We start from the raw sequence: 18,844 nt of genomic DNA, 5'->3' as shown, positions 1-18,844 counted from the left end.
GGGCTGCCGAGAGGCGGCCCTGATTGTTTTTGCCGTTCGTGTTCTGCGCGAATGCCAACTTGGCGATCGCGCGCGACTACTTCGCTCTGCCTGCCGCGCGCAGGATCAGCTCCGCGACTTCGCGCGGATGCGACACCAGCGAAAGGTGGCCGGCGTCCAGTTCGATGGTCGTTGCGTTCATGCGCTTGGCGAGGAATCGCTCCAGGTCCGCGTTGATCGTCTGGTCCTGGCGAGACACGGCGTAGTACGACGGTTTGGTTTTCCAGGCGGCCTGGGTGGTGCGTCCTGCGAACAACGACGATGCGGTCGATCCTTGCACCGCGTACAGCGTCTTCGCCTTCGTCGGTTCAACGCCATTGGCGAAGAACTTCAGAAAGGCATCCTCCGCGAGCAGCGTGTAGCCATCGTTGGTCTGGATGCCAGCGCGCACCGCGCCGGCGGGAAACTTTGCCGACAATGCGACGAAATCCTCGGCGGCGTCCGGCGCGCGCGCCGCGACATACACCAGTGCGCTCACCTTCGGATCGGTGCCGACTTCGCTGATCACCGTGCCACCCCACGAGTGAGCGGCCAGCACCGTCGGGCCGTCCTGCAAGGCCAGTGCCCGACGCGTTGCGGCCACCGAATCATCGAGCGAGCTGAGCGGGTTCTGCACGGCGGTGACCTTCAGGCCCGCGGCCTGCAGTCGCGGGATCACTTCGGCCCAACTGGAGCCGTCGGCCCATGCGCCGTGCACCAGCACGACATTGGTTGCCTTGGCAGGTGCGCTTGTCTGCGCGTTCGCGACAGGCAAGGCAAGCAGGCAGGACACCGCAATGAGCGCCGCGAGCATCCAGCCATTGGCACGGATCGTCAGGATGGTCATGTTCGCTCCACGGGTTCGTGAATCGGGTGCGCCCAGTCGTGGCACGCCGCGTGCCACATTGACCGAGGTGGCGTAAACGCGGAGTCGTCGCTGCTGCGCGATGCCGCATACGCAAGCCTTTAACACCGGCCGGGGCATATTCGGCAGCAATGCCGCGGGTACGCGGATACGCAGGAAGTTGCCATGCCAGCTGCCGATACCCGGCCGAGTCCGATGCCCGAAACCATACTGCCTGCCGGCACGATGGCGCCGGATTTCACCCTCAGCGCAACGCCCGACCAGACGCTGTCGCTGAGCGAACTTCGCGGGCGCCCCGTGATCCTGGCCTTTTACCCGGCCGACTGGAGCCCGGTCTGCGGCGACCAGATGGCGCTGTACAACGAGGTGCTGCCTGCGTTCAAGGATGCGGGTGCGACGTTGCTGGGAATCTCCGTCGACAGCGTCTGGTGCCACCAGGCCTTCGCCCAGGACCGCCACCTTCGCTTCAACCTGCTGGCGGACTTCGAGCCGAAGGGGGAAGTGGCGCGGCGCTACGGCGCCTACGACGCCCAGCACGGCATGACCCGGCGGGCATTGTTCGTCATCGACAAGGAAGGCGCGATCGCCTGGAGCTACCTGTCGCCAACCGCGGTCAATCCCGGTGCCGACGGCATCCTCGATGCGCTGGACAAGCTCCAGGCGCAATCGTCCGGAAAGGCGGGCTGAACGCCATGGCGAACCTCAAGATTCCGGTAGGCCCGGACGATCACATCCAGGGCAATGAAGACGCTGCGGTGACCCTGGTCGAGTACGGGGACTATCAGTGCCCCTATTGCGGCGATGCCTACCCACAGGTGAAGGAGCTGCAGGCGGAATTTCCAGATGACCTGCGTTTCGTGTTCCGCAACTTCCCGATCACCCAACTGCATCCCAACGCGGCCAGCGCGGCGGCCACGGCCGAGTTCGCCGGGAGCAAGGGGCACTTCTGGGAAGCGCACGACGCGCTGTACGAGAACCAGGAGAGTCTTGGTGCGCCGTTGTACGTGGAGCTGGTCAGCCGGCTCGGGCTGGATCCGGTCGAGCTTCGCGACGCCATCCAGGCTGATGCCTTCGACGAGAGGATCCGCAACGACTTCAACGGCGGTGTGCGCAGTGGTGTCAACGGAACGCCATCGTTTTTCTTGAACTCGGTGCGCTTCGACGGACCCGTCGAGGCGCTGCGAGACGCCATTGCCGAGCTGATAGCGGCCGCCAAATAGTCCCGGGAGAACTCGTATGAAGACCTTGTTGGTCGCGCTGGCCCTCGCCGCCGGCAGCCTCGTCGCCGCAAACGCTTCGGCGCAGGTGGCGAAGCCCACCGTGATCCTGGTGCACGGCGCCTTCGCCGATGCAACAAGCTGGAACCGCGTGATCGAGATCCTGAAGAAGGATGGCTATCCGGTGGTGGCGGTGGCCAATCCGCTGCGCGGTGTCGCCAGCGATGGCCAGTACGTGTCCGACGTCGTGGCAAGCGTCACCACGCCGGTGGTCCTGGTCGGGCACTCCTACGGCGGCAGCGTCATCTCCACGGCGGCGCGCGGCCACGGCAACGTCCAGGCGCTGGTGTTCGTGGCCGCGTTCGCGCCCGAAGCCGGGGAGACGGCGGCCGGGCTGTCGGGCAAATTCCCCGGAAGCACCCTCGGCCCGACCCTGGCCCCGCCGGTGAAGTTGACCGGTGGCGGCGCCGATCTCTACATCCAGCAGGACAAGTTCCATGCGCAGTTCGCCGCCGATGTGCCGGCGGCGGAAGCCGCGCTGATGGCGGCGACGCAACGCCCGATCACCGAGGCCGCGCTCAACGAAAAGGCTGGCACGCCCGCCTGGACCAGCGTCCCGTCGTGGTTCATCTATGGTGACAAGGACAAGAACATCCCACCGCAGTCGCTGGGATTCATGGCCAAGCGCGCTGGGTCGAAGCAGACCGAAGTGGTTGCCGGTGCATCGCACGTGGTGATGGTGTCCCACGCCGCGGCCGTCGCGAAGATGATCGAGCGCGCCGCGGCAGCACGCTGACCGTCAATCGGGTTGATGGTGCGCCAGGTCGTCGAGGATCGGGCAATCGGGCCGGTCATCGCCATGACAACGGCGGGCGAGATCCTGCAGCGTGCGTTGCATTGACTGCATCTCGCTGATCCTCGCCGTCAGCTCGTCGACATGCGCCTGCGCCAGCTTCTTCACTTCGGCGCTGGCGCGGCTGCGGTCGTCCCAAAGGCCAAGCAGGACCTCGATCTGCTTCATCGAGAAGCCAAGCCGGCGCGCGCGGTGTATAAAGCCCAGGCGATGCACGTCGGCGTCGCTGTAGATGCGGTAGCCGGCAAACGTGCGACCGGCCTGCGGGATCAGGCCGATGCTCTCGTAGTGCCGGATCATCTTGGCGCTGACACCGCTCAGTTGTGCCGCTTCGCCGATGTTGTGCAGGCCTTGCTGGCGGGCATCGGCGAGTTCGGGGCGTGGGGGGCGCGGGAGCTTTGGCATTGCGGGATTCCTCGGGGCGTGCGGTTCACTGCTGCGGGCGCCAGCGTCGCAACAGAAGGGTATTTGACACCACGCTGAGCGACGACAGTGCCATCGCCGCGCCGGCCACGACCGGATCGAGCAGCCCCAGTGCGGCCAACGGGATGCCGACCACGTTGTAGACGAACGCCCAGAACAGGTTCTGGTGGATCTTGCGCGTGGTACGGCGGGAGATAGCGATGGCGTCGGCGACCAGGCCGGGCTCGGCCCGCATCAGGGTCACGGCCGCGGCGTGCATGGCAACGTCGGTGCCGCTGCCCATGGCGATGCCGACGTCGGCCGCTGCCAGCGCCGGGGCATCGTTGATGCCGTCGCCGACCATCGCCACCACGCCGTGCTCGCGCAGCGACGCGATCGCCGCGGCCTTGTCGGCGGGGGCGACGTTGGCGCGCACTTCGTCGATGCCGATCTGCGTGGCTATCGCCTTCGCTGCGCCCTCGTTGTCGCCCGAGATCATCACGGTGCGCACGCCGATGCGATGCAGCCGCTCGATCGCTTCGCGCGCTCCGGGTCGGGGCTGATCGCGGAACGCCAGCAGTCCGCGCAGGCGCGGGTTGGCTGCGTCGCCAAGCCAGGACACCGTGTGGCCGGACAGGGCCAGCGGCCGGGCCTGATCGCGCAGTGGCGCGATGTCGATGCCGGCGTCCTCCATCATTACGCTGCTGCCGATCAACAGCGGGTTGCCGTCGACGATCCCGCGCAGGCCGCGGCCCGGTACCGCATGCACCTCAATGGCGACCCGGGTGCGCGGCAGGCCGCGCGCCGCCTCGACCACGGCCTTTGCCAGCGGGTGCTCGCTGCCTTCCTGCAGTGCCGCGGCGAGCGCAAGCAATGCAGGCACGTCGCCGTCGACGGCCACGGTATCGGTCAGCACCGGCCGCCCTTGGGTCAGCGTGCCGGTCTTGTCGAACGCCACGGTGGTGATGCGATGCGCACTTTCCAGCGCTTGCGCGTCCTTGATGAGAATGCCCGCGCGGGCAGCGACCCCGGTGCCGGCCATGATCGCGGTCGGCGTTGCCAGGCCCAGCGCACACGGACAGGCGATGACGAGGACGGCAACGGCATTGAGGATGGCCTGGTTCCAGTCACCCGAGAACAGGCCCCAGCCGAGCAGCGTGGCCAGTGCGATCGCCATGACGACCGGCACGAACACCGCGCTGACGCGATCGACCGTTCGCTGGATCGGTGCCTTGCCTGCCTGCGCGTCCTCGACCAGGCGGATGATCCGCGCCAGTGCGCTTTCTGCTCCGACGGCGGTGGTCTCCACGACCACCGCGCCTTCGCCGTTGACCGCGCCGCCGGTGACGCGGTCGCCCTCGGCCTTGGCCACTGGCAGCGATTCGCCGGTGATCATGGATTCGTCGGCATGCGTGCGACCTTCGGTAATCACGCCATCGACCGGGAAGCGTTCACCCGGGCGAACGATCACCCGATCGGCGATCTGCACGTCGTCGATGCGGACATCGATATCGCCATGGGCGCGGCGCACGCGCGCGGTCGTCGGGCGCAGGGCTTGAAGGGCGCGGATGGCTTCGGTGGTCTGGCGCTTGGCGCGTGATTCCAGCCACTTGCCCAGCAGCACCAGCGTGATCACCACGGCGGAGGCTTCGAAGTAGAGCGGGGCAGGGCCGTGTTGGGCGTTCTGGCTGAGCAGATGAAAAACGCTCAGTCCGTAAGCGGCGCTGGTGCCGAGCGCGACCAGCAGGTCCATGTTGCCGGTGCCGGCCCTGAGTGCGTGCCATCCGGCCTTGTAGAAGCGCGCGCCGAGCCAGAACTGCACCGGCGTCGCCAGGGCGAACTGCACCCAGCCTGGCAGCATCCAGTGCTGGCCCCCGATCATGCCGATCATCGGCAGGACCAGCGGCAACGACAACGCCATCGCAAGCGGCAGGTGGCGTGTTTCGCGCGGCATGGGCTCGCGAGTGGCGACCGTGTCCGCGATTGTGTCGGTGGTCGGCGGCGTGTCGAGTTGCTTCGCGTTATAGCCCGCCGCGCTCACCGCCGATTGCAGCTGGTGAGGCGTGACGCCGTCGATCGCGCGCACCTGGGCCCGTTCCGTTGCCAGGTTGACGCTGGCGTCGAGCACGCCGGGTACGGCGCGCAGCGCCTTCTCGATACGGCCCGCGCACGAGGCGCAGGTCATGCCGGCGACGCTGAAGCGCCAGTCGCGGGTCTGGGCAGTGGCAGAAACGGCAGGGCTCATAGGGGACTCCTTCCAGATCAATCAGATGGAGCGAGCCTGAGGGTTCCCATGATGGGAAGGTCAAACGGCGGCGCTGATGCCGCTTGACACGGCCTCAATAATTCGTAAATTCGCGAACTATGGAAATGACATCCGCTCTAGCCGCCCTCAACGCCCTCGGCCACGAGTCGCGCCTCGCCGCTTTCCGTCAGCTGGTGCAGGCCGGTCCCGATGGCATGTCCGTCGGCGAACTGCGCGAGCGCCTGGGCCTGGCGCCGGCAACGCTCACGGCCCATCTGAACGTGCTGCGTGCCGCCGCCCTGGTGCACGACCAGCGCGAGGGAAGGGTGATCCGGATTCGCGCCAACTACCTGCAGATGAACGACCTGCTGGCCTACCTCACCGAAAACTGCTGTGCCGGCGTCGCCGAGTGCGAACCGGCCGTCGCATGCGCCCCCCGAAAAACAGGAGCTTCGCAATGAATCGCTTCCATGTGCACCTGAACGTCGCCGACCTGGCTACGAGCATCCGCTTCTACACCGAGCTGTTCGCAGCGCCGCCGACCGTGGTCAAGGGCGACTACGCCAAGTGGATGCTGGACGATCCGCGCGTCAACTTCGCCATCTCCAACACCGGTCGAGCCCCCGGCGTCGACCATCTCGGCATCCAGGTGGAGCGAGCCGACGAGCTGTCCGAACTTGGCCGGCGCCTCGATGCCGCCGGCGGCGAAGTCCTTCCCGAGCCCGGCGCGATCTGCTGCTACGCAAACTCCGACAAGATGTGGACGCACGACCCGCAGGGCACACGCTGGGAAACCTTCCACACGCTCGGCGAAGCCACCAGCTACTACGCCGCGGATGCATCCTGCGATTCCGAAGGCGCCAGCTGCAGTCCACGGGCAGGCCAGCCAGCACCCGCAGCGCGTGCAAGCGCGGCCGCGTGCTGCGCGCCCAGTTCCAGTTGCTGCTGAGCGGGCCGCGACATGGATCTGCGCATTGGCGGGGAATCGGATGCAGCGCGCATCCGCACGTTGCTGGTCGACAGCGGGCTACCGGTTGAAGACCTGGATGCCGCGCACATCGACTTCCTGATTGCCGGGGAGGGCGGTGAGACGTTCGGTGTGATCGGCCTGCAGTCGTTCGGGCAGGTCGGGTTGCTGCGCTCGCTCGCGGTTGAGGCGGGCGGACGTGGCAAAGGCACTGGCAGCACGCTGGTCGACGCACTGGAGTCACACGCGCGCGCCGCCGGCATGCGTCAACTGGTGTTGCTCACCCAGACCGCCGAACCGTTCTTCGCAGCCCGTGGCTACGCGCCCATTGCCCGCGACGCCGCGCCGCAGGCCGTGCAGGGCAGTGCCGAATTCCGCTCGATCTGCCCGGCGTCGGCGACATGCATGAGCAAGGACCTCCAGCCTCGATGAGTACGACCATGAAACGTGTGTTGTTTGTGTGTGTGGAAAACGCCAACCGCAGCCAGATGGCCGAGGCCTTCGCCCACATCCATGGCGGTGACGGCGTCGAAGCGCTGAGCGCGGGTTCTAGACCGTCGGGCCAGATCAACCCGAAGGCGGTCCGCTTCATGTCCGAGCTTGGCTACGACCTGGGCGGGCACGCCTCCAAGTCGCTGGACGAGGTCGAAGGCGAGTTCGATGCCGTCATCACCATGGGCTGCGGCGATGACTGTCCGTGGGTGCCGGCCAAGCGCCGCGAGGACTGGGCCTTGCCCGATCCCAAGCACATGGACGATGACGGCTACCGCGCCGTGCGCGACGAGATCTCGTTGCGGGTGAAGAACCTGCTGGCGCAGTTGTGATGCAAGCGACGCTGCTGCAAAGGCTGACCGCCGAGTTCATCGGCACTGCGTTGCTGCTGGCGACGGTGGTGGGCTCGGGGATCATGGGCGTTGAGCTGTCGGCGGGCAACGATGGCATCGCGTTGCTGGCCAATGCCGCCGCAACGGGCGCAGCGCTGTACGTCCTGATCGTGTTGTTCGGTCCGATCTCCGGCGCGCACTTCAATCCGGTGGTCACGCTGGCCATGCGTGCCCGCGGCGAACTGCGCGGCGAAGTCGCCGTGGCCTACATCGCGGTGCAACTGGTCGCCGCCGTCGCTGGCGTGGTCCTCGCGCACGCCATGTTCGGGCTGGAGTTGATCCAGCCCGGTGACCATGTGCGCAGCGGGGCCTCGCAGTGGCTCAGCGAGGCGGTTGCCACGTTCGGCCTGCTGCTGACGATCCTGCTCGGCGTTCGGCATCGGCCTGGCGCGGTGCCGGCGCTGGTCGCCTGTTACATCTTCGCGGCGTACTGGTTCACCGCGAGCACGTCGTTCGCAAATCCCGCGGTCACCGTGGCGCGGGCGTTGACCCGCACTTTCGCAGGCATCCGCCCGGACGACATCCTCGGCTTCATCGCGGCGCAGGTCGTCGGTGCGCTGGCAGCACTGGCGGTCACGCAGTTGCTGGTGCCCTTGGACAAGCAGGCGCGTAGCGCAGTACCGCCGTCACTGGTGAAGTGGTGGTCGGCCCGTCGTCGTTGACGGACCGGCCACGCTCACTCAGAACCAGAACCTCAGGCCCGCGACAAAGCGGGTATCGCGGCTATCCTCGCCTTCGTCACGCCGATAGTCCGCGGTGTCGCCGAAGGCACGCTCATGGCTCACGCCGATGTACGGCGCGAACTGTCGGGTGATCTCGTAGCGCAGGCGCAACCCGGCCTCGACCGTACTCAGACCCGAGCCGATGCCGCGGCGAGGATCGTCCTTGCCGTACAGCTCGACCTCCAGCAACGGTTGCAGGATCAGGCGGTTGGTCAGCAGCACGTCGTACTCGGCTTCGAAGCTGGCGGCACTGCGGCCGCCTTGGCCCAGGTACGCGGTGGCCTCGATCTCGAACTTGTAGGGCGACATGCCCTGCACGCCAAGGGCGGCCCAGGTCTGCGAATCGCCCGGCTTGAAGTCGTGCTTCACGCCGGCGACGAGATCCCACCACGGCGACACGCTGTGCCCGTACAGCAGCTCGACGTCGGCCGATTCGGTGTGGCCGCGTGCGCGCTCGCCTTCGCTGCGGAACCAGAAGCGGTTGATGTCGCCACCGGCCCAGCCCTGCAGTTCCCAGGCTTCGCCGCTGCCCTGGTCGAGGTTGACCGCTTCGAGGCGGTCGATCAGCACGTAATGGTTGATCCCGGCGCCGTGCTCCATCGAGTGGGCCAGATCGGGGAACGCTGCGGCGCGATCGGCGTCGGTGACCGGCGGGATGGGTTCGACGGGAACGAGGGCCTGGTCGGATGAGTCGTGACCCATCGCTGCGTGATCGTGCACAGGCTCCTGTGTCGGTGCGGAATCAGAGTGATCCGCATGCTGATCTGCAACCTTGGGCTGCGGCTGGGCGTGATGCGAGTGGTCCTGTGCCCAGGCCGGCGTTGCCAGGGCAAGCGCGAGAGCAGCACCGAGCATGGGGTGGGGCAGGGAATTCAGCATGCTCATTCCTCCACCCGCACTTCGCGCATCATTCCCGCTTCCATGTGGTAGAGCAGGTGGCAGTGGTACGCCCATCGGCCGAGCGCGTCGGCGCGAACGCGATAGCTGCGCTTCGTGCCCGGCGGCATGTCGATGGTGTGCTTGCGCAGGTGGAAGTTGCCGTGCTCGTCTTCCAGGTCGCTCCACAGACCGTGCAGATGAATCGGGTGGGTCATCATGGTGTCGTTGACCAGCACGATCCGCATGCGCTCGCCGTAGTTCAGCCGCAACGGTTCGGCATCCATGAACTTCTGGCCATTGAACGACCAGGCGAACTTTTCCATGTGCCCGGTCAGGTGCAGTTCGAGCGTGCGACTGGGATCGCGGCCGTCGGGGTCGTCGAACAGGCTCTTCATCGCGGCGTAGGTGAGCACCGTGCGACCGTTGTCGCGAAGCCCGATGCCGGGATCGTCCAGTTTCGGCAGCGGCGACATGGTTTGCATGTCTACCAGCGGATTGCCGGTTTCGCTGGCCGGGTGTGACTGCATGCCGCCGCCGGAGTGATCCATAGCCTGCATGTCATGGCCGGTGCTTCCATGGCCCGTGCTGTCATGACCCATGTTCGCGCCGCAACCGCCTTCCATGCCCTTCATGCCTGCGCCCATGTTGGCGCCACACCCACCTTCCATGCCCTTGCCGCCGCCGTGACCGCCGTGGCCCATGTCGGACATCGTCAGGATCGGTCGCGGATCCAGCGCCGGCAGCGGTGCTTCCAGTCCCTGGCGCACCGCCAGCGTGCCGCGTGCATAGCCGGTGCGGCCCATGTCCTGGGCGAAGATCGCGTAGGCATCCTGGCCGCTGGGCTCGACGATGACGTCGAATGTTTCGGCCACGGCAATGCGGAACTCATCGACCGTCACGGGATGGATGTACTGACCGTCGGCGGCCACCACCGTCATCTTCAGCCCCGGGATGCGCACGTCGAAGTAGCTCATCGCCGAGCCGTTGATGAAGCGCAGCAGCACCTTCTCGCCGCTGCGGAACAGCCCGGTCCAGTTGCCTGCCGGCGCCTGGCCGTTGAGCAGGTAGGTATAGGTATTGGCGTTGACGTCCGACAGGTCGGTCGGTGTCATCCGCATCCGGCCCCATTCACCGCGATCGCGCAGCGTGGCCGGCAGGCCGTCGCGATCGGCATCGCGGAAGAAATCGCCGACCGTGCGCTTGTAGTGGTTGTCGTACTCCGACATCTTCTTCAGGCGCCGGAACAGCGCCGCCGGATCCTTGTCGGTCCAGTCGGACAGCAGGATGACGTGCTCGCGGTCGTGCCGGTACGGTGCGGGTTCGCGCGGGTCGATCACGATCGCGCCGTACAGCCCCGCCTGTTCCTGGAACAGCGAGTGGCTGTGATACCAGTAGGTGCCCGACTGCCGGATGTCGAAGCGGTAGACGAACGTTTCGCCGGGATGGATGCCGTCGAAGCTCAGGCCGGGCACGCCGTCCATGTTGGCCGGCAGCAGGATGCCGTGCCAATGCACGGAGCTGGCAACGTCGAGGCGGTTGGCCACGCGCAGCGTCACCGTGTCGCCTTCGCGCCAGCGCAGGATCGGCGCGGGCAACGAGCCGTTGACGGTGACCGCGGGCCGGACATGGCCGGTGAAGTTGACGGCGGCGGCGCCGATGGAAAGGTCGAACTGCGTGCCGGTCAGGACCTGCGGCGCGGTCGCGAGGCCCGGGTTGGCCATCGCGGGCAGGCGCCACAGGCCCAGGCCGGCGGCAACGCCACCGACCGACAGGCCGGTGACGAAGCGGCGGCGGGACTGGCTCGGCGCCGAATCCGGGGCAGAGGGATCAAAAGACATCAGGGAAAGCTCCGTGTAGTGCAAACGAGTGCGGGTGCGCAATGCCGACCGCAACGCGGTCGTGCGGCATCAACGCCATGGAACGCCGGCACCAGTGGCGCCGGGCACTCAGACAATCGGAGGTCGTATCGGATTTGCGAGCGCCGGAGCGACGTGGCTGGGACTCAGCGCACGAATTTCCGCTGCGTGCTCGATCACGGCGGGCAGGGCGGGTACGTCGGCAAGGGTGGCCGTCGCGTACTGCAGGCAATCACACGCGCATTGCGACGACTGGCAGCAGTCAGGAGAAGCGTGGCTGCCCTGGCTGTCATCGCAAGCGGCGGCGGACGATGCCATGTCCACCATCAGGTGCATGGACGGTGCGGCATTGTTGTCGTGGCGCTGCTCGTGGCAGGGCGGGGCAAGCTGCGCAGCCGCAGCCAGCGAAGCCTGCGTTGCCGCCACATGCGTCAGCTGCATCTGCGTGGACGCGACCGCGTAGCCCGATCCATTGAGGACCAGGCTGAGGCAGAGCAGCGCACGGAGCAGGAATGCACGCAGGGGCATGGGCCGCAGTTTAACGCGGGCAGGCGCTGCATGCGACCACGCCGGTTCAGCCCTTGATCCGCACCGACACACTGTCCGTGCCGGGACCTTCGACGAATACGCCCACGCGCTCGTTCAAGCGCTTGAGGACGAGGTGGACGTGAGTGTCGGCGATCGGCACGCGACGCACCACGATCTCGTCGATGCCGACAGGCAACTGCGGGCGGTCGAGCAGGATCTCCGACTGCGCCCCATCGATCGTGATCCCCAGGCACGCCTGTACCAGCATGAATGCCGATCCGGCCGCCCAGGCCTGCGGCAGGCATGCCACGGGGTAGGCAACCGGAGCACTGCCGTGCGAGCGCGGGAAACCGCAGAACAGCTCCGGCAGGCGCATGTTGAAGTGCACCGCCGCCTCGAACGCACCGCGCAGCAGGCGCACCGCGCCCGAGCGCGGGCCGTAGGCGGCGATGCCGGCGGCGCAGATGGCCGAATCGTGCGGCCATACCGAACCGTTGTGATACGACATCGGGTTGTAGTGCGCCTGGTCCTGGGCCAGGGTGCGGATGCCCCAGCCACTGAAGAACGGCGCGTCGAGCAATTGCGTCGTCACCGCGGCAGCGCGTTCGCTGTCTGGCAGGCCGCTGTAAAGCAGGTGTCCGGCATTGCTGGCGCGCACCGCGCACAACTCACCGGCGCCGTCGATGGCGATGCCATAGAAGTTGCTGTCGGCCATCCAGAAACGTCGCTCGACTTCGGTCCGAAGGCGCTCGGCCCGTTGCGCCCAGGCGTCGGCCTTGGCCTCGGCGCCGCGCATCCGTGCCATGGCGGCCATCGCGCGCAGCGCCGCGAATGCGTACCCCTGTACTTCGACCAGGGCGATCGGCCCTTGCGGCGATCGACCGTCGGCATGGAACACCGAGTCGGAACTGTCCTTCCAGCCCTGATTGGACAGACCACTGGTTTCACCGCGTGCGTAGTCCAGGAAGCCGGCCGGGTTGGCATCGCACACGCGCTCGATCCACGCCGTGGCCGCTTCCAGCGCCGGCCAGATCGATTCGATGAGGGCGAGGTCACCGGTGCGTTCCAGATAGGCACCGGCCAGGCCGACGAACAACGGCGTGGTATCGACGCCGCCGTAGTAGCGCCCGAATGGCAACTCGCCCAGCGCCGACATTTCGCCCTTGCGCGTCTCGTGCATGATCTTGCCGGGCGAGGAGTCCATGAATGACGACTCTTCCTGCGCCTGGTGGCGCGCCAGGAAGGTCAGCACACCACACGCCAGTTGCGGATCCAGCCACAGCGTCTGCAGCGCGGTGATCACCGCGTCGCGGCCGAATGGCGTTGAGAACCAGGGAATGCCGGCGTACGGATAGGGACCGGTGTCCAGCTCGCTGGTCAGCATGGTCAGGTCGGCGCGCGATCGCTCCATCCAGTCATTGAACAGCGGGCCTTCGCTGTGGATCCGGGCGCTGCGCCGGTTGCGAAGGCGCATGCGCTTGCGCGCCTGTGCGGCCGCCGCGCGGAAACGGCTGCGGTCGGCCGGCGCCTGCTCGCTGCCCACCTCGACGAACATGACCCGTCGCGCGCCGGGCGCGAGCGTGACGACGAAATTCGCCTCGGAGCCACCGACGTGGTCGGGCAGGTCGGAGAAGGTCACGCAGGAAGTGCGGAGCTGCTCGTCGAGGCCGCGGTAGCGGAAGACCTGGCCGTGCTCGAGCACTTCCACCGGCAGCAGCTCGCCGCGGCGCTGGCGCGTGCTTCCGCGGACCTCGAACATGTCGGCGAAATCGGCGGCGACCTCGAAGCACAGCGGAACGTGCGCCGGTTCGCTGCCGTAGTTGAGCAGCTTGAATCGCTCGTACATCCGGTCTTCGTGCAGGAAGCGGACGCGCTTGATGTAGACCAGGCCTTCGCCGGTGGAGGTGCCGCCGAGCGGCGGCAGCAGACGGTTGGTCATGTGGGCGACAAAGAAGACGTTGTCGCGCGTGACGTAGGAGCTCAGCAGCACCGGGCTGGTCTCGCCAAGGTTCAGCCGGAACCGCGACAGCATCCGCGTGTCATTGTGGAAATGGCCGTCGGCGCCGCCCTCGATGTCGCCCTGGCGATTGGCCACGACGAACGTTTCGCCGTCCTTGAGGACATAGCCGGTGTTGAGCGATGCCGCGGCGGAAGGATCCATGCCCGTCCCTCAGCCGGTGCGACGATGCTGTGCGGCCTCACGCAACAGGCGCCAATAAAGCTCGATGTAGGACCGCGCCATCACCGCCGAGGTGAACCTGCGCTCGAAGCTGTCACGGATACCACGGCGATCGAGTGCGAGCAGGGCAGGCAGCGTCGCCACCGCCTCGCTTTCCGAGGAGACGATGAATCCGGACACGCCCGGTTCCACGACTTCCGGAACCGACCCGCAGTTCCAGGCGAGCACCGGTGTGCCGCAGGCCATCGCCTCGATCATCACCAGGCCGAAGGGTTCAGGCCAGTCGATCGGAAAGAGCAGGGCGAGGGCATCGCCCAGGAAGCGATTCTTCTCGGTGTCGGATATCTCGCCGATGTACTCGATGCCTGGAGAATCGAGCAGCGGTTCGATCTCCGCGTGGAAGTAGGCGCGGTCGACCGAATCGACCTTGGCGGCGATCCGAAGCGGCAGCCCCGCCGCCAACGCGATGGCGATGGCGCGATCGACGCGCTTCTCCGGCGAGATCCTGCCCAGGAACGCGAGGTATCCGCCCTGCGGCTGCGGCGAGAAGTCGTACAGGTCCTCAGGCAAACCGTGGTGGATGGTGTCGACCCAGTTCAGGTCCTCCATCGAGTGGCGCTGGCTGTCCGAAATCGACACCAGCGGAAACCGCGGCCAGCGGCCGTGGGCGCCGGCCAGGTCCTTCAGGTCAAGGCGACCGTGCAGGGTGGTCACGGTCTTCTCCGCACAGCGCTCGAAGAACGGGTAGTGCAGCAGGTCGACGTGGAAATGCAGCACGTCGAATTCATCGGCGCGTCTGCGTACTTCGTGAAGCATCGAAAGGTGCGCGGCCAGGTCCGACTTCAGGGGCGCCGGGTCCAGTCGGATGGCCTGGTCGCGCATTGCCACCAGTTCGGCGCGAGTGCAGGTATCGGCCGAAGCAAACAACGTGACTTCATGGCCCTCCTCGACGAGGGCATCGGTGAGGTGCGCCACCACCCGCTCGGTTCCACCATAGAGCAGGGGCGGCACGGCCTCGTAGAGAGGGGCGATCTGGGCAATGCGCATTGCAGTGAAATTACGCCCGCACCGGTGTAGGCAGTGTGGTCCGACCCGGGAAACGCTGAATGGGTTTTGCGCTGCACGCCGCGCGAAGCGTTGCCTTAACGGGGATCAGGCGGCACCGCGAAGATGGCTTCTACGATGTGATCGCTGGCCAAGCGGTTGCACGCGATCCAAGGTGACGTTGCCGCAGGCCTTCGTCGATCGCGGCGAGGATCTCGGCGATGGTCGCCGGCTTCACCAGATGCAGCTGGAACCCGGCAAGACGCGTGCGGTCCCGGTCGCTTTGCTGGCCGTAGCCGCTATAGGCGACGAGATAAGGCGGGTTGTCGGATGACTGCAGGGTTCGTGCCACGTCATAACCCGACATTCCATCCTTCAGTTCCAGGTCGCACAGGACGACATCGGCCGGATCCTCACGCGACATCCGCAGGGCGGTCTCGGCGTCCGTGGCGATGCTGGCCCGGTGGCCTTCCAGTTCGAGCAGCGTCTGCAAGGCCTCGGCATTCTGGACCTCGTCCTCGACGATGAGGACATGGGCCTTGATGGCCGGAGCGATCTGCACCGGGCCGTCGTCGCATGCGCCGCATTCTGCGGACGCTTCGCATGGCAGCTTCAAGGAGAACGTGGAGCCACGGCCGGGCCCCTCGCTGCGCACGCTGACCTGACCACCGTGCAGTTCGGTGATGTGCTTGACGATGCTCAGCCCCAGGCCGAGTCCACGCGATTGCCATGCGGGGGATTGGACGAACGGCTCGAACATGCGCGCGACGAAATCCTCGTCCAGGCCCTGACCTTCGTCGTGGACGATGATCGTCGATTCGCCGTCACGCTCGCTGACCGACAGGAAGACGCGCTGGCCGCGTCCGCTGGCCTTGATGGCGTTTGAGACGAGATTGTCGAGCACCTGGCGCAGACGGGCGTGGTCGCCACGCACGTAGCACGTACCCTCGTGCTCGGGCGGTACCAGGATGACGCCGTGCTGCTGCGCGATGTGCAGGTTGTCGCGATGGACCTCATCGAGCAGTTCGCCGATCTCCACCAGGCTGCGGCGCAGTTCGACCTTGCCCTGGGTCACGCGCGAAATGTCGAGCAGGTCATCGACCATGCGTCGCAGGTGCTGGCTCTGGCGTTGCAGCGTGGCGAGGGCCTGTTGCCGTTGCGGTTCATCGGCGTCTTCGCGGTGAAGCAGGTCCGAAGCGGTAGTGACGCCGGCCAGCGGGTTGCGCAGCTCATGGCTGAGGACGGCGAGGAAGCGACTGATTCGCTGGTTGGCGAGCGCAAGCGTCTCCAGCGCCCGCTTCTGGTCCTCGATGTCGGTGCTGGCGCCGTACCAGCAATGCACCTTGCCATCGGCGCCGACGATGGGCACGCCCTTGACCAGATGCCAGCGATAGCTGCCGTCGGCGCGACGGAAGCGCATTTCCAGGTTCAGTGGCTGCGCGGTCGCCATCGAATCGCGCCAGGCCTCCATGGCGGCCTGCATGTCGTCGGCATGGACGATGGCCTGCCAACCCTCGTCGCCGCTCAGTCCGGTGTACTCGTACCAGTAACGGTTGTGGTAGCGCATCGTGCCGTCGGGTTCGGCGATCCACACCATCTTCGGCAGGTGGTCGAGCAGGGCGCGCTGGTCGCGATCGGCCTGGAAGCGCTGCAGGACATCGCCGGGCCGGCGCTGCGCCCGCACCTCCGCTGCCAGCCAGGCGAGGATGGTGGCGATCGCGGCGAACGCGGCCATGTCGAGCGGGCCGAGCCGCGGGAGACCTCGCAGCAGCACCATGGTCACGATCGCGACGATGGTCAGGTAGGCGCATCGTCGGCCGAACAATGCCGCCGCGAGCAGCACCGCTGCGTAGCCGAAGGTCATCGGCAGATGCTGCGAAGGCAGGCCGTAACCCAGCGTCGACAGTGCACCCAGCAACAGCGCAACGACCACGTCGCCAATGAGCACGGCGATATGCGTGGGCATGCTCAGGCGCCGTCCGGCCAATCCACGAGCAGGTCGTGGCAACGCCGGCATGCCGCCTCCGCCCGGGCCAGGTGCTGGCGCACCCGTTCAAGGCTCTCGCCGTGATCAATGAGGCCGGCGGCAGTCGCGGTCGCCATCGTGATGACGTTGAGCTCGTTGCGCAGGCTGTGGCGCCAACGGCGGACGTCCTCGCTGGCGGTCGGCTCGTTCACACCGACCGGTCCTGGCCGCCGCGCAGGCGTGCGAGCTGGTTCTGGATGGTGCGCACGCTGACGCCCAGCGCCTGCGCCGTGCGCGTGCGGTCATTGCCGAAGTGGGACAGCGTCCTCATCAACATCTCCCGTTCGATCTCGGCATAGCTCATCCCCACGCTGAAGCCGACGCCGCCGCTGTCCGCCTGCATGGAGCGTGGTCGATGCTGCAGGGGACGGATGCGTACCAGCGATCCGTCGCTGGAGAGGTAGGAACGCTGGATGGTGCTACGCAGTTCGCGCACGTTGCCGGGCCAGGGGTGTCGAAGCATTACGCGATCGCTGTCGTCGGCGAAGCGCCGGCTGGTGCCATGGCGGGCGTTGAGGCTGTCGAGAAAGCACTGCGCCAGCAGCTGCACGTCGGTTCCGCGCTCGCGCAGCTCCGGCAGCGCGATCTGGTAGTCGGCGAGGCGATAGAACAGGTCGTCGCGCAGCGTTCCGGCGTCCAGCGCCTGTTGCGGGTCGCGATTGGTCGCGGCGACCACGCGCACGTCGGTGGCAATCGACTCGGTTCCGCCGACGCGGGTGACCGTGCCGGTTTCGAGGACGCGCAGCAGGTACACCTGCAACGCAAGTGGCATCTCGGTGATTTCGTCCAGGAACAGCGTGCCGCCATTCGCCTGTTCGAAATAACCCGCGTGGCGATGGCTGGCGCCGGTGAAGCTTCCGCGTTCGTGACCGAACAGATGGCTTGCCAGCAGTTCGGGGGCGACGGCGCCCGCGTTGACGGCAACGAACGGGCCGCTGCGGCCGCTGGCGACGTGGATGGCCCGCGCCACCAGCTCCTTGCCGGTGCCACTGGCGCCGGAAACCAGCACCGATGCCTCCGATGGCGCGATGCGGTCGATGTCCTCGTGGACGCGGCACATCGCTTCGCAGCGTCCGATCATTCCATGGCGGTTCTCGCCGGACAGCAGGATGCCGCGCGCGGCTGCGGTCTGCTTGAGCAGCGCGTCGAACTGGATCGGGCACAGCGGCTTGAGAAGGTAATCGCCGATCGGCATGGAGACGGCCTGGATGGCACTCTCCACCGAAGGCTGGCCGGTGACGATGATTGCGCGGTCATGCTGTGGCATCGCCGGATCGTCGAGCAGATCCAGGCCGCTGCCATCAGGAAGCTCGAGGTCCAGCAGGAGCAGGTCGAGTGGCGGCAGATGGGCGAACTGCCGGGATTGCTCGAGTGAATGCGCCACATAGGGCTGGAACCCGCGTAGCCGGGCGAAATCGGCTGCCGATTCAGTGAAATTACGATCGTCGTCGACGATCAGCAGGGATGCCGGCACGGTGATGCTCCGAGCAGGTAGGCCCGAAGACTATTCCGGGTGGAGTGAACGCGCATTGAAGAAGAGCCGGTTGCCCGGCAAGTTTTTCCGGATCGCGACAGTACGTTCAGTTTCTCTGGAACCTCCGATGAACCCCGGCGCCTCCAGCCCCGCTGTGGGGCCTGATTCGATGGCACGGTTGTTGCAACGTGCTTTTGTGCCGCCAGTTGGACAGTCCACTGGCGGAGGCAACCATTGGTTAGAGCTGCCGGACTTCAGGAGTCAGGATGAATACGAATCTGTTCTATGGCACACGATCCAGCGTCGTCGAAGTGGTGGATATCGAGCGCGAGATCGCATCGTGGCTTCGGCATTACCGCCAGTACGTGGTGGCCTTCCGGGCCGATGACTACCTTCCTGCCGTGAAACTGGGGCTAAGCGCCTACCTGCGCGGGCAGTCATTCGATGATTGCGTCGACGAACTGGAACAAAGCTATCTTCGCGTGCGCGGAATTTCCCGCCTGGACTGGTACGAGGCGCTGCCAGTGGCACGCGCGGCGTGGACCCGCTTGATGGAACAACAGACGGGACGGGCAGCCAGCGGCCAGCCGCAGTCTTACGGGCTGAGCACCGCGGCATGATGCGTTTGGCGGTACTTGCAAGTTGACCAGGGGTCGGTGCATGCGGCGGTTTCGGCCGCCGCATG

The 18,844-nt window shown here is 66.6% G+C and carries 20 protein-coding genes; 9 read left to right on the top strand and 11 right to left on the bottom strand.

Annotation, left to right across the window (positions count from 1 at the left end; all coding sequences use genetic code 11):
- Positions 1–76: 76 nt before the first annotated feature.
- Positions 77–1,015 carry an alpha/beta hydrolase gene (locus HIV01_RS05425; protein ID WP_245156920.1) on the bottom strand — a complete coding sequence of 313 codons (939 nt, stop codon included), beginning with the start codon at positions 1,013–1,015 and terminating at the stop codon, positions 77–79.
- 63 nt (positions 1,016–1,078) lie between these two features.
- Between HIV01_RS05425 and HIV01_RS05420 the strand changes: the two genes are divergently transcribed.
- Genes HIV01_RS05420 through HIV01_RS05410 form a run of 3 tightly spaced genes read left to right on the top strand, consistent with a single transcriptional unit; the run spans position 1,079 to position 2,896 of the window.
- On the top strand, positions 1,079–1,570 hold the full coding sequence (locus tag HIV01_RS05420; protein ID WP_200606373.1) for a redoxin domain-containing protein: 492 nt from the start codon (positions 1,079–1,081) through the stop codon (positions 1,568–1,570).
- A 5-nt stretch (positions 1,571–1,575) separates the two neighbouring features.
- Positions 1,576–2,103 (top strand): DsbA family protein, encoded by a 528-nt coding sequence (locus tag HIV01_RS05415; RefSeq protein WP_200605309.1) that lies wholly within the window; start codon positions 1,576–1,578, stop codon positions 2,101–2,103.
- Positions 2,104–2,119: 16 nt separating this feature from the next.
- Positions 2,120–2,896: an alpha/beta fold hydrolase gene (locus tag HIV01_RS05410; RefSeq protein ID WP_200605308.1), complete on the top strand. Its 777-nt coding sequence runs from the start codon at positions 2,120–2,122 to the stop codon at positions 2,894–2,896.
- Between the two features lie 3 nt (positions 2,897–2,899).
- Here HIV01_RS05410 and cueR read toward each other — a convergent pair whose 3' ends face one another.
- On the bottom strand, positions 2,900–3,358 hold the full coding sequence (gene cueR / locus HIV01_RS05405) for a Cu(I)-responsive transcriptional regulator (RefSeq protein WP_200605307.1): 459 nt from the start codon (positions 3,356–3,358) through the stop codon (positions 2,900–2,902).
- A 25-nt stretch (positions 3,359–3,383) separates the two neighbouring features.
- Entirely contained in the window at positions 3,384–5,600 is a 2,217-nt protein-coding gene (locus HIV01_RS05400; RefSeq protein WP_200605306.1) for a heavy metal translocating P-type ATPase, read from the bottom strand.
- A 125-nt stretch (positions 5,601–5,725) separates the two neighbouring features.
- On the opposite strand from HIV01_RS05400, the gene HIV01_RS05395 reads away from it, so the two are divergent.
- From HIV01_RS05395 to HIV01_RS05375, 5 genes are read left to right on the top strand one after another with little or no spacing between them, the layout of a single operon-like run.
- Complete coding sequence (locus tag HIV01_RS05395; RefSeq protein WP_425600257.1) at positions 5,726–6,061, top strand: ArsR/SmtB family transcription factor; 336 nt, start codon at positions 5,726–5,728, stop codon at positions 6,059–6,061.
- Complete coding sequence (locus HIV01_RS05390) at positions 6,058–6,549, top strand: ArsI/CadI family heavy metal resistance metalloenzyme (protein WP_200605304.1); 492 nt, start codon at positions 6,058–6,060, stop codon at positions 6,547–6,549. The genes HIV01_RS05395 and HIV01_RS05390 overlap by 4 nt, the downstream gene beginning before the upstream one ends.
- A gap of 12 nt (positions 6,550–6,561) precedes the next feature.
- Entirely contained in the window at positions 6,562–6,999 is a 438-nt protein-coding gene (gene arsN2 / locus HIV01_RS05385) for an arsenic resistance N-acetyltransferase ArsN2 (RefSeq protein WP_200605303.1), read from the top strand.
- Between the two features lie 8 nt (positions 7,000–7,007).
- The gene (locus HIV01_RS05380; protein WP_200605302.1) at positions 7,008–7,391 is read left to right on the top strand and encodes an arsenate reductase ArsC; all 384 of its coding nucleotides are present in this window, start codon (positions 7,008–7,010) and stop codon (positions 7,389–7,391) included.
- Positions 7,391–8,113, top strand: a complete 723-nt coding sequence (locus tag HIV01_RS05375) for an aquaporin (RefSeq protein WP_200605301.1) — start codon at positions 7,391–7,393, stop codon at positions 8,111–8,113. Before HIV01_RS05380 ends, HIV01_RS05375 begins: the two co-directional genes overlap by 1 nt.
- 18 nt (positions 8,114–8,131) lie before the next feature.
- Here the strand turns inward: HIV01_RS05375 and HIV01_RS05370 are convergent, their stop codons facing one another.
- From HIV01_RS05370 to HIV01_RS05335, 8 genes are all read right to left on the bottom strand, one after another.
- Positions 8,132–8,875, bottom strand: coding sequence for a copper resistance protein B (locus HIV01_RS05370; RefSeq protein ID WP_342367063.1), 744 nt, complete (start codon positions 8,873–8,875; stop codon positions 8,132–8,134).
- Positions 8,876–9,054: 179 nt separating this feature from the next.
- The gene (locus HIV01_RS05365; RefSeq protein WP_200605299.1) at positions 9,055–10,890 is read right to left on the bottom strand and encodes a copper resistance system multicopper oxidase; all 1,836 of its coding nucleotides are present in this window, start codon (positions 10,888–10,890) and stop codon (positions 9,055–9,057) included.
- Between the two features lie 108 nt (positions 10,891–10,998).
- Positions 10,999–11,436, bottom strand: coding sequence for a CopL family metal-binding regulatory protein (locus HIV01_RS05360; RefSeq protein WP_200605298.1), 438 nt, complete (start codon positions 11,434–11,436; stop codon positions 10,999–11,001).
- Positions 11,437–11,482: 46 nt separating this feature from the next.
- Positions 11,483–13,597, bottom strand: a complete 2,115-nt coding sequence (locus tag HIV01_RS05355) for an amylo-alpha-1,6-glucosidase (protein WP_200605297.1) — start codon at positions 13,595–13,597, stop codon at positions 11,483–11,485.
- Between the two features lie 9 nt (positions 13,598–13,606).
- Positions 13,607–14,662, bottom strand: coding sequence for a glycosyltransferase family 4 protein (locus HIV01_RS05350; protein WP_200605296.1), 1,056 nt, complete (start codon positions 14,660–14,662; stop codon positions 13,607–13,609).
- 130 nt (positions 14,663–14,792) lie between these two features.
- Complete coding sequence (locus HIV01_RS05345; RefSeq protein WP_200605295.1) at positions 14,793–16,625, bottom strand: hybrid sensor histidine kinase/response regulator; 1,833 nt, start codon at positions 16,623–16,625, stop codon at positions 14,793–14,795.
- 2 nt (positions 16,626–16,627) lie between these two features.
- The gene (locus HIV01_RS05340; protein WP_200605294.1) at positions 16,628–16,837 is read right to left on the bottom strand and encodes a hypothetical protein; all 210 of its coding nucleotides are present in this window, start codon (positions 16,835–16,837) and stop codon (positions 16,628–16,630) included.
- Positions 16,834–18,159 carry a sigma-54-dependent transcriptional regulator gene (locus HIV01_RS05335; protein WP_200605293.1) on the bottom strand — a complete coding sequence of 442 codons (1,326 nt, stop codon included), beginning with the start codon at positions 18,157–18,159 and terminating at the stop codon, positions 16,834–16,836. The genes HIV01_RS05340 and HIV01_RS05335 overlap by 4 nt, the downstream gene beginning before the upstream one ends.
- Before the next feature lie 266 nt (positions 18,160–18,425).
- On the opposite strand from HIV01_RS05335, the gene HIV01_RS05330 reads away from it, so the two are divergent.
- Entirely contained in the window at positions 18,426–18,779 is a 354-nt protein-coding gene (locus HIV01_RS05330) for a hypothetical protein (protein WP_200605292.1), read from the top strand.
- The last annotated feature ends 65 nt before the right edge of the window (positions 18,780–18,844 follow it).

The sequence above is a fragment of the Lysobacter arenosi genome, from assembly GCF_016613475.2.
Lineage (GTDB): Bacteria > Pseudomonadota > Gammaproteobacteria > Xanthomonadales > Xanthomonadaceae > Lysobacter_J > Lysobacter_J arenosi.
The sequence above is the reverse complement of the archived record's forward strand: the minus strand, read 5'-3'. Positions and strand labels throughout refer to the sequence as shown.

What these genes read in the sequence shown, in the direction of transcription:
- HIV01_RS05370 (WP_342367063.1), bottom strand. Translation starts at nt 8,875, where the DNA reads ATGGGTCACGACTCATCCGACCAGGCCCTCGTTCCCGTCGAACCCATC.
- HIV01_RS05330 (WP_200605292.1), top strand. Translation starts at nt 18,426, where the DNA reads ATGAATACGAATCTGTTCTATGGCACACGATCCAGCGTCGTCGAAGTG.
- cueR (WP_200605307.1), bottom strand. Translation starts at nt 3,358, where the DNA reads ATGCCAAAGCTCCCGCGCCCCCCACGCCCCGAACTCGCCGATGCCCGC.
- HIV01_RS05390 (WP_200605304.1), top strand. Translation starts at nt 6,058, where the DNA reads ATGAATCGCTTCCATGTGCACCTGAACGTCGCCGACCTGGCTACGAGC.
- HIV01_RS05365 (WP_200605299.1), bottom strand. Translation starts at nt 10,890, where the DNA reads ATGTCTTTTGATCCCTCTGCCCCGGATTCGGCGCCGAGCCAGTCCCGC.
- HIV01_RS05375 (WP_200605301.1), top strand. Translation starts at nt 7,391, where the DNA reads ATGCAAGCGACGCTGCTGCAAAGGCTGACCGCCGAGTTCATCGGCACT.
- arsN2 (WP_200605303.1), top strand. Translation starts at nt 6,562, where the DNA reads ATGGATCTGCGCATTGGCGGGGAATCGGATGCAGCGCGCATCCGCACG.
- HIV01_RS05395 (WP_425600257.1), top strand. Translation starts at nt 5,726, where the DNA reads ATGACATCCGCTCTAGCCGCCCTCAACGCCCTCGGCCACGAGTCGCGC.
- HIV01_RS05350 (WP_200605296.1), bottom strand. Translation starts at nt 14,662, where the DNA reads ATGCGCATTGCCCAGATCGCCCCTCTCTACGAGGCCGTGCCGCCCCTG.
- HIV01_RS05420 (WP_200606373.1), top strand. Translation starts at nt 1,079, where the DNA reads ATGCCCGAAACCATACTGCCTGCCGGCACGATGGCGCCGGATTTCACC.
- HIV01_RS05360 (WP_200605298.1), bottom strand. Translation starts at nt 11,436, where the DNA reads ATGCCCCTGCGTGCATTCCTGCTCCGTGCGCTGCTCTGCCTCAGCCTG.
- HIV01_RS05415 (WP_200605309.1), top strand. Translation starts at nt 1,576, where the DNA reads ATGGCGAACCTCAAGATTCCGGTAGGCCCGGACGATCACATCCAGGGC.
- HIV01_RS05410 (WP_200605308.1), top strand. Translation starts at nt 2,120, where the DNA reads ATGAAGACCTTGTTGGTCGCGCTGGCCCTCGCCGCCGGCAGCCTCGTC.
- HIV01_RS05400 (WP_200605306.1), bottom strand. Translation starts at nt 5,600, where the DNA reads ATGAGCCCTGCCGTTTCTGCCACTGCCCAGACCCGCGACTGGCGCTTC.
- HIV01_RS05355 (WP_200605297.1), bottom strand. Translation starts at nt 13,597, where the DNA reads ATGGATCCTTCCGCCGCGGCATCGCTCAACACCGGCTATGTCCTCAAG.
- HIV01_RS05345 (WP_200605295.1), bottom strand. Translation starts at nt 16,625, where the DNA reads ATGCCCACGCATATCGCCGTGCTCATTGGCGACGTGGTCGTTGCGCTG.
- HIV01_RS05380 (WP_200605302.1), top strand. Translation starts at nt 7,008, where the DNA reads ATGAAACGTGTGTTGTTTGTGTGTGTGGAAAACGCCAACCGCAGCCAG.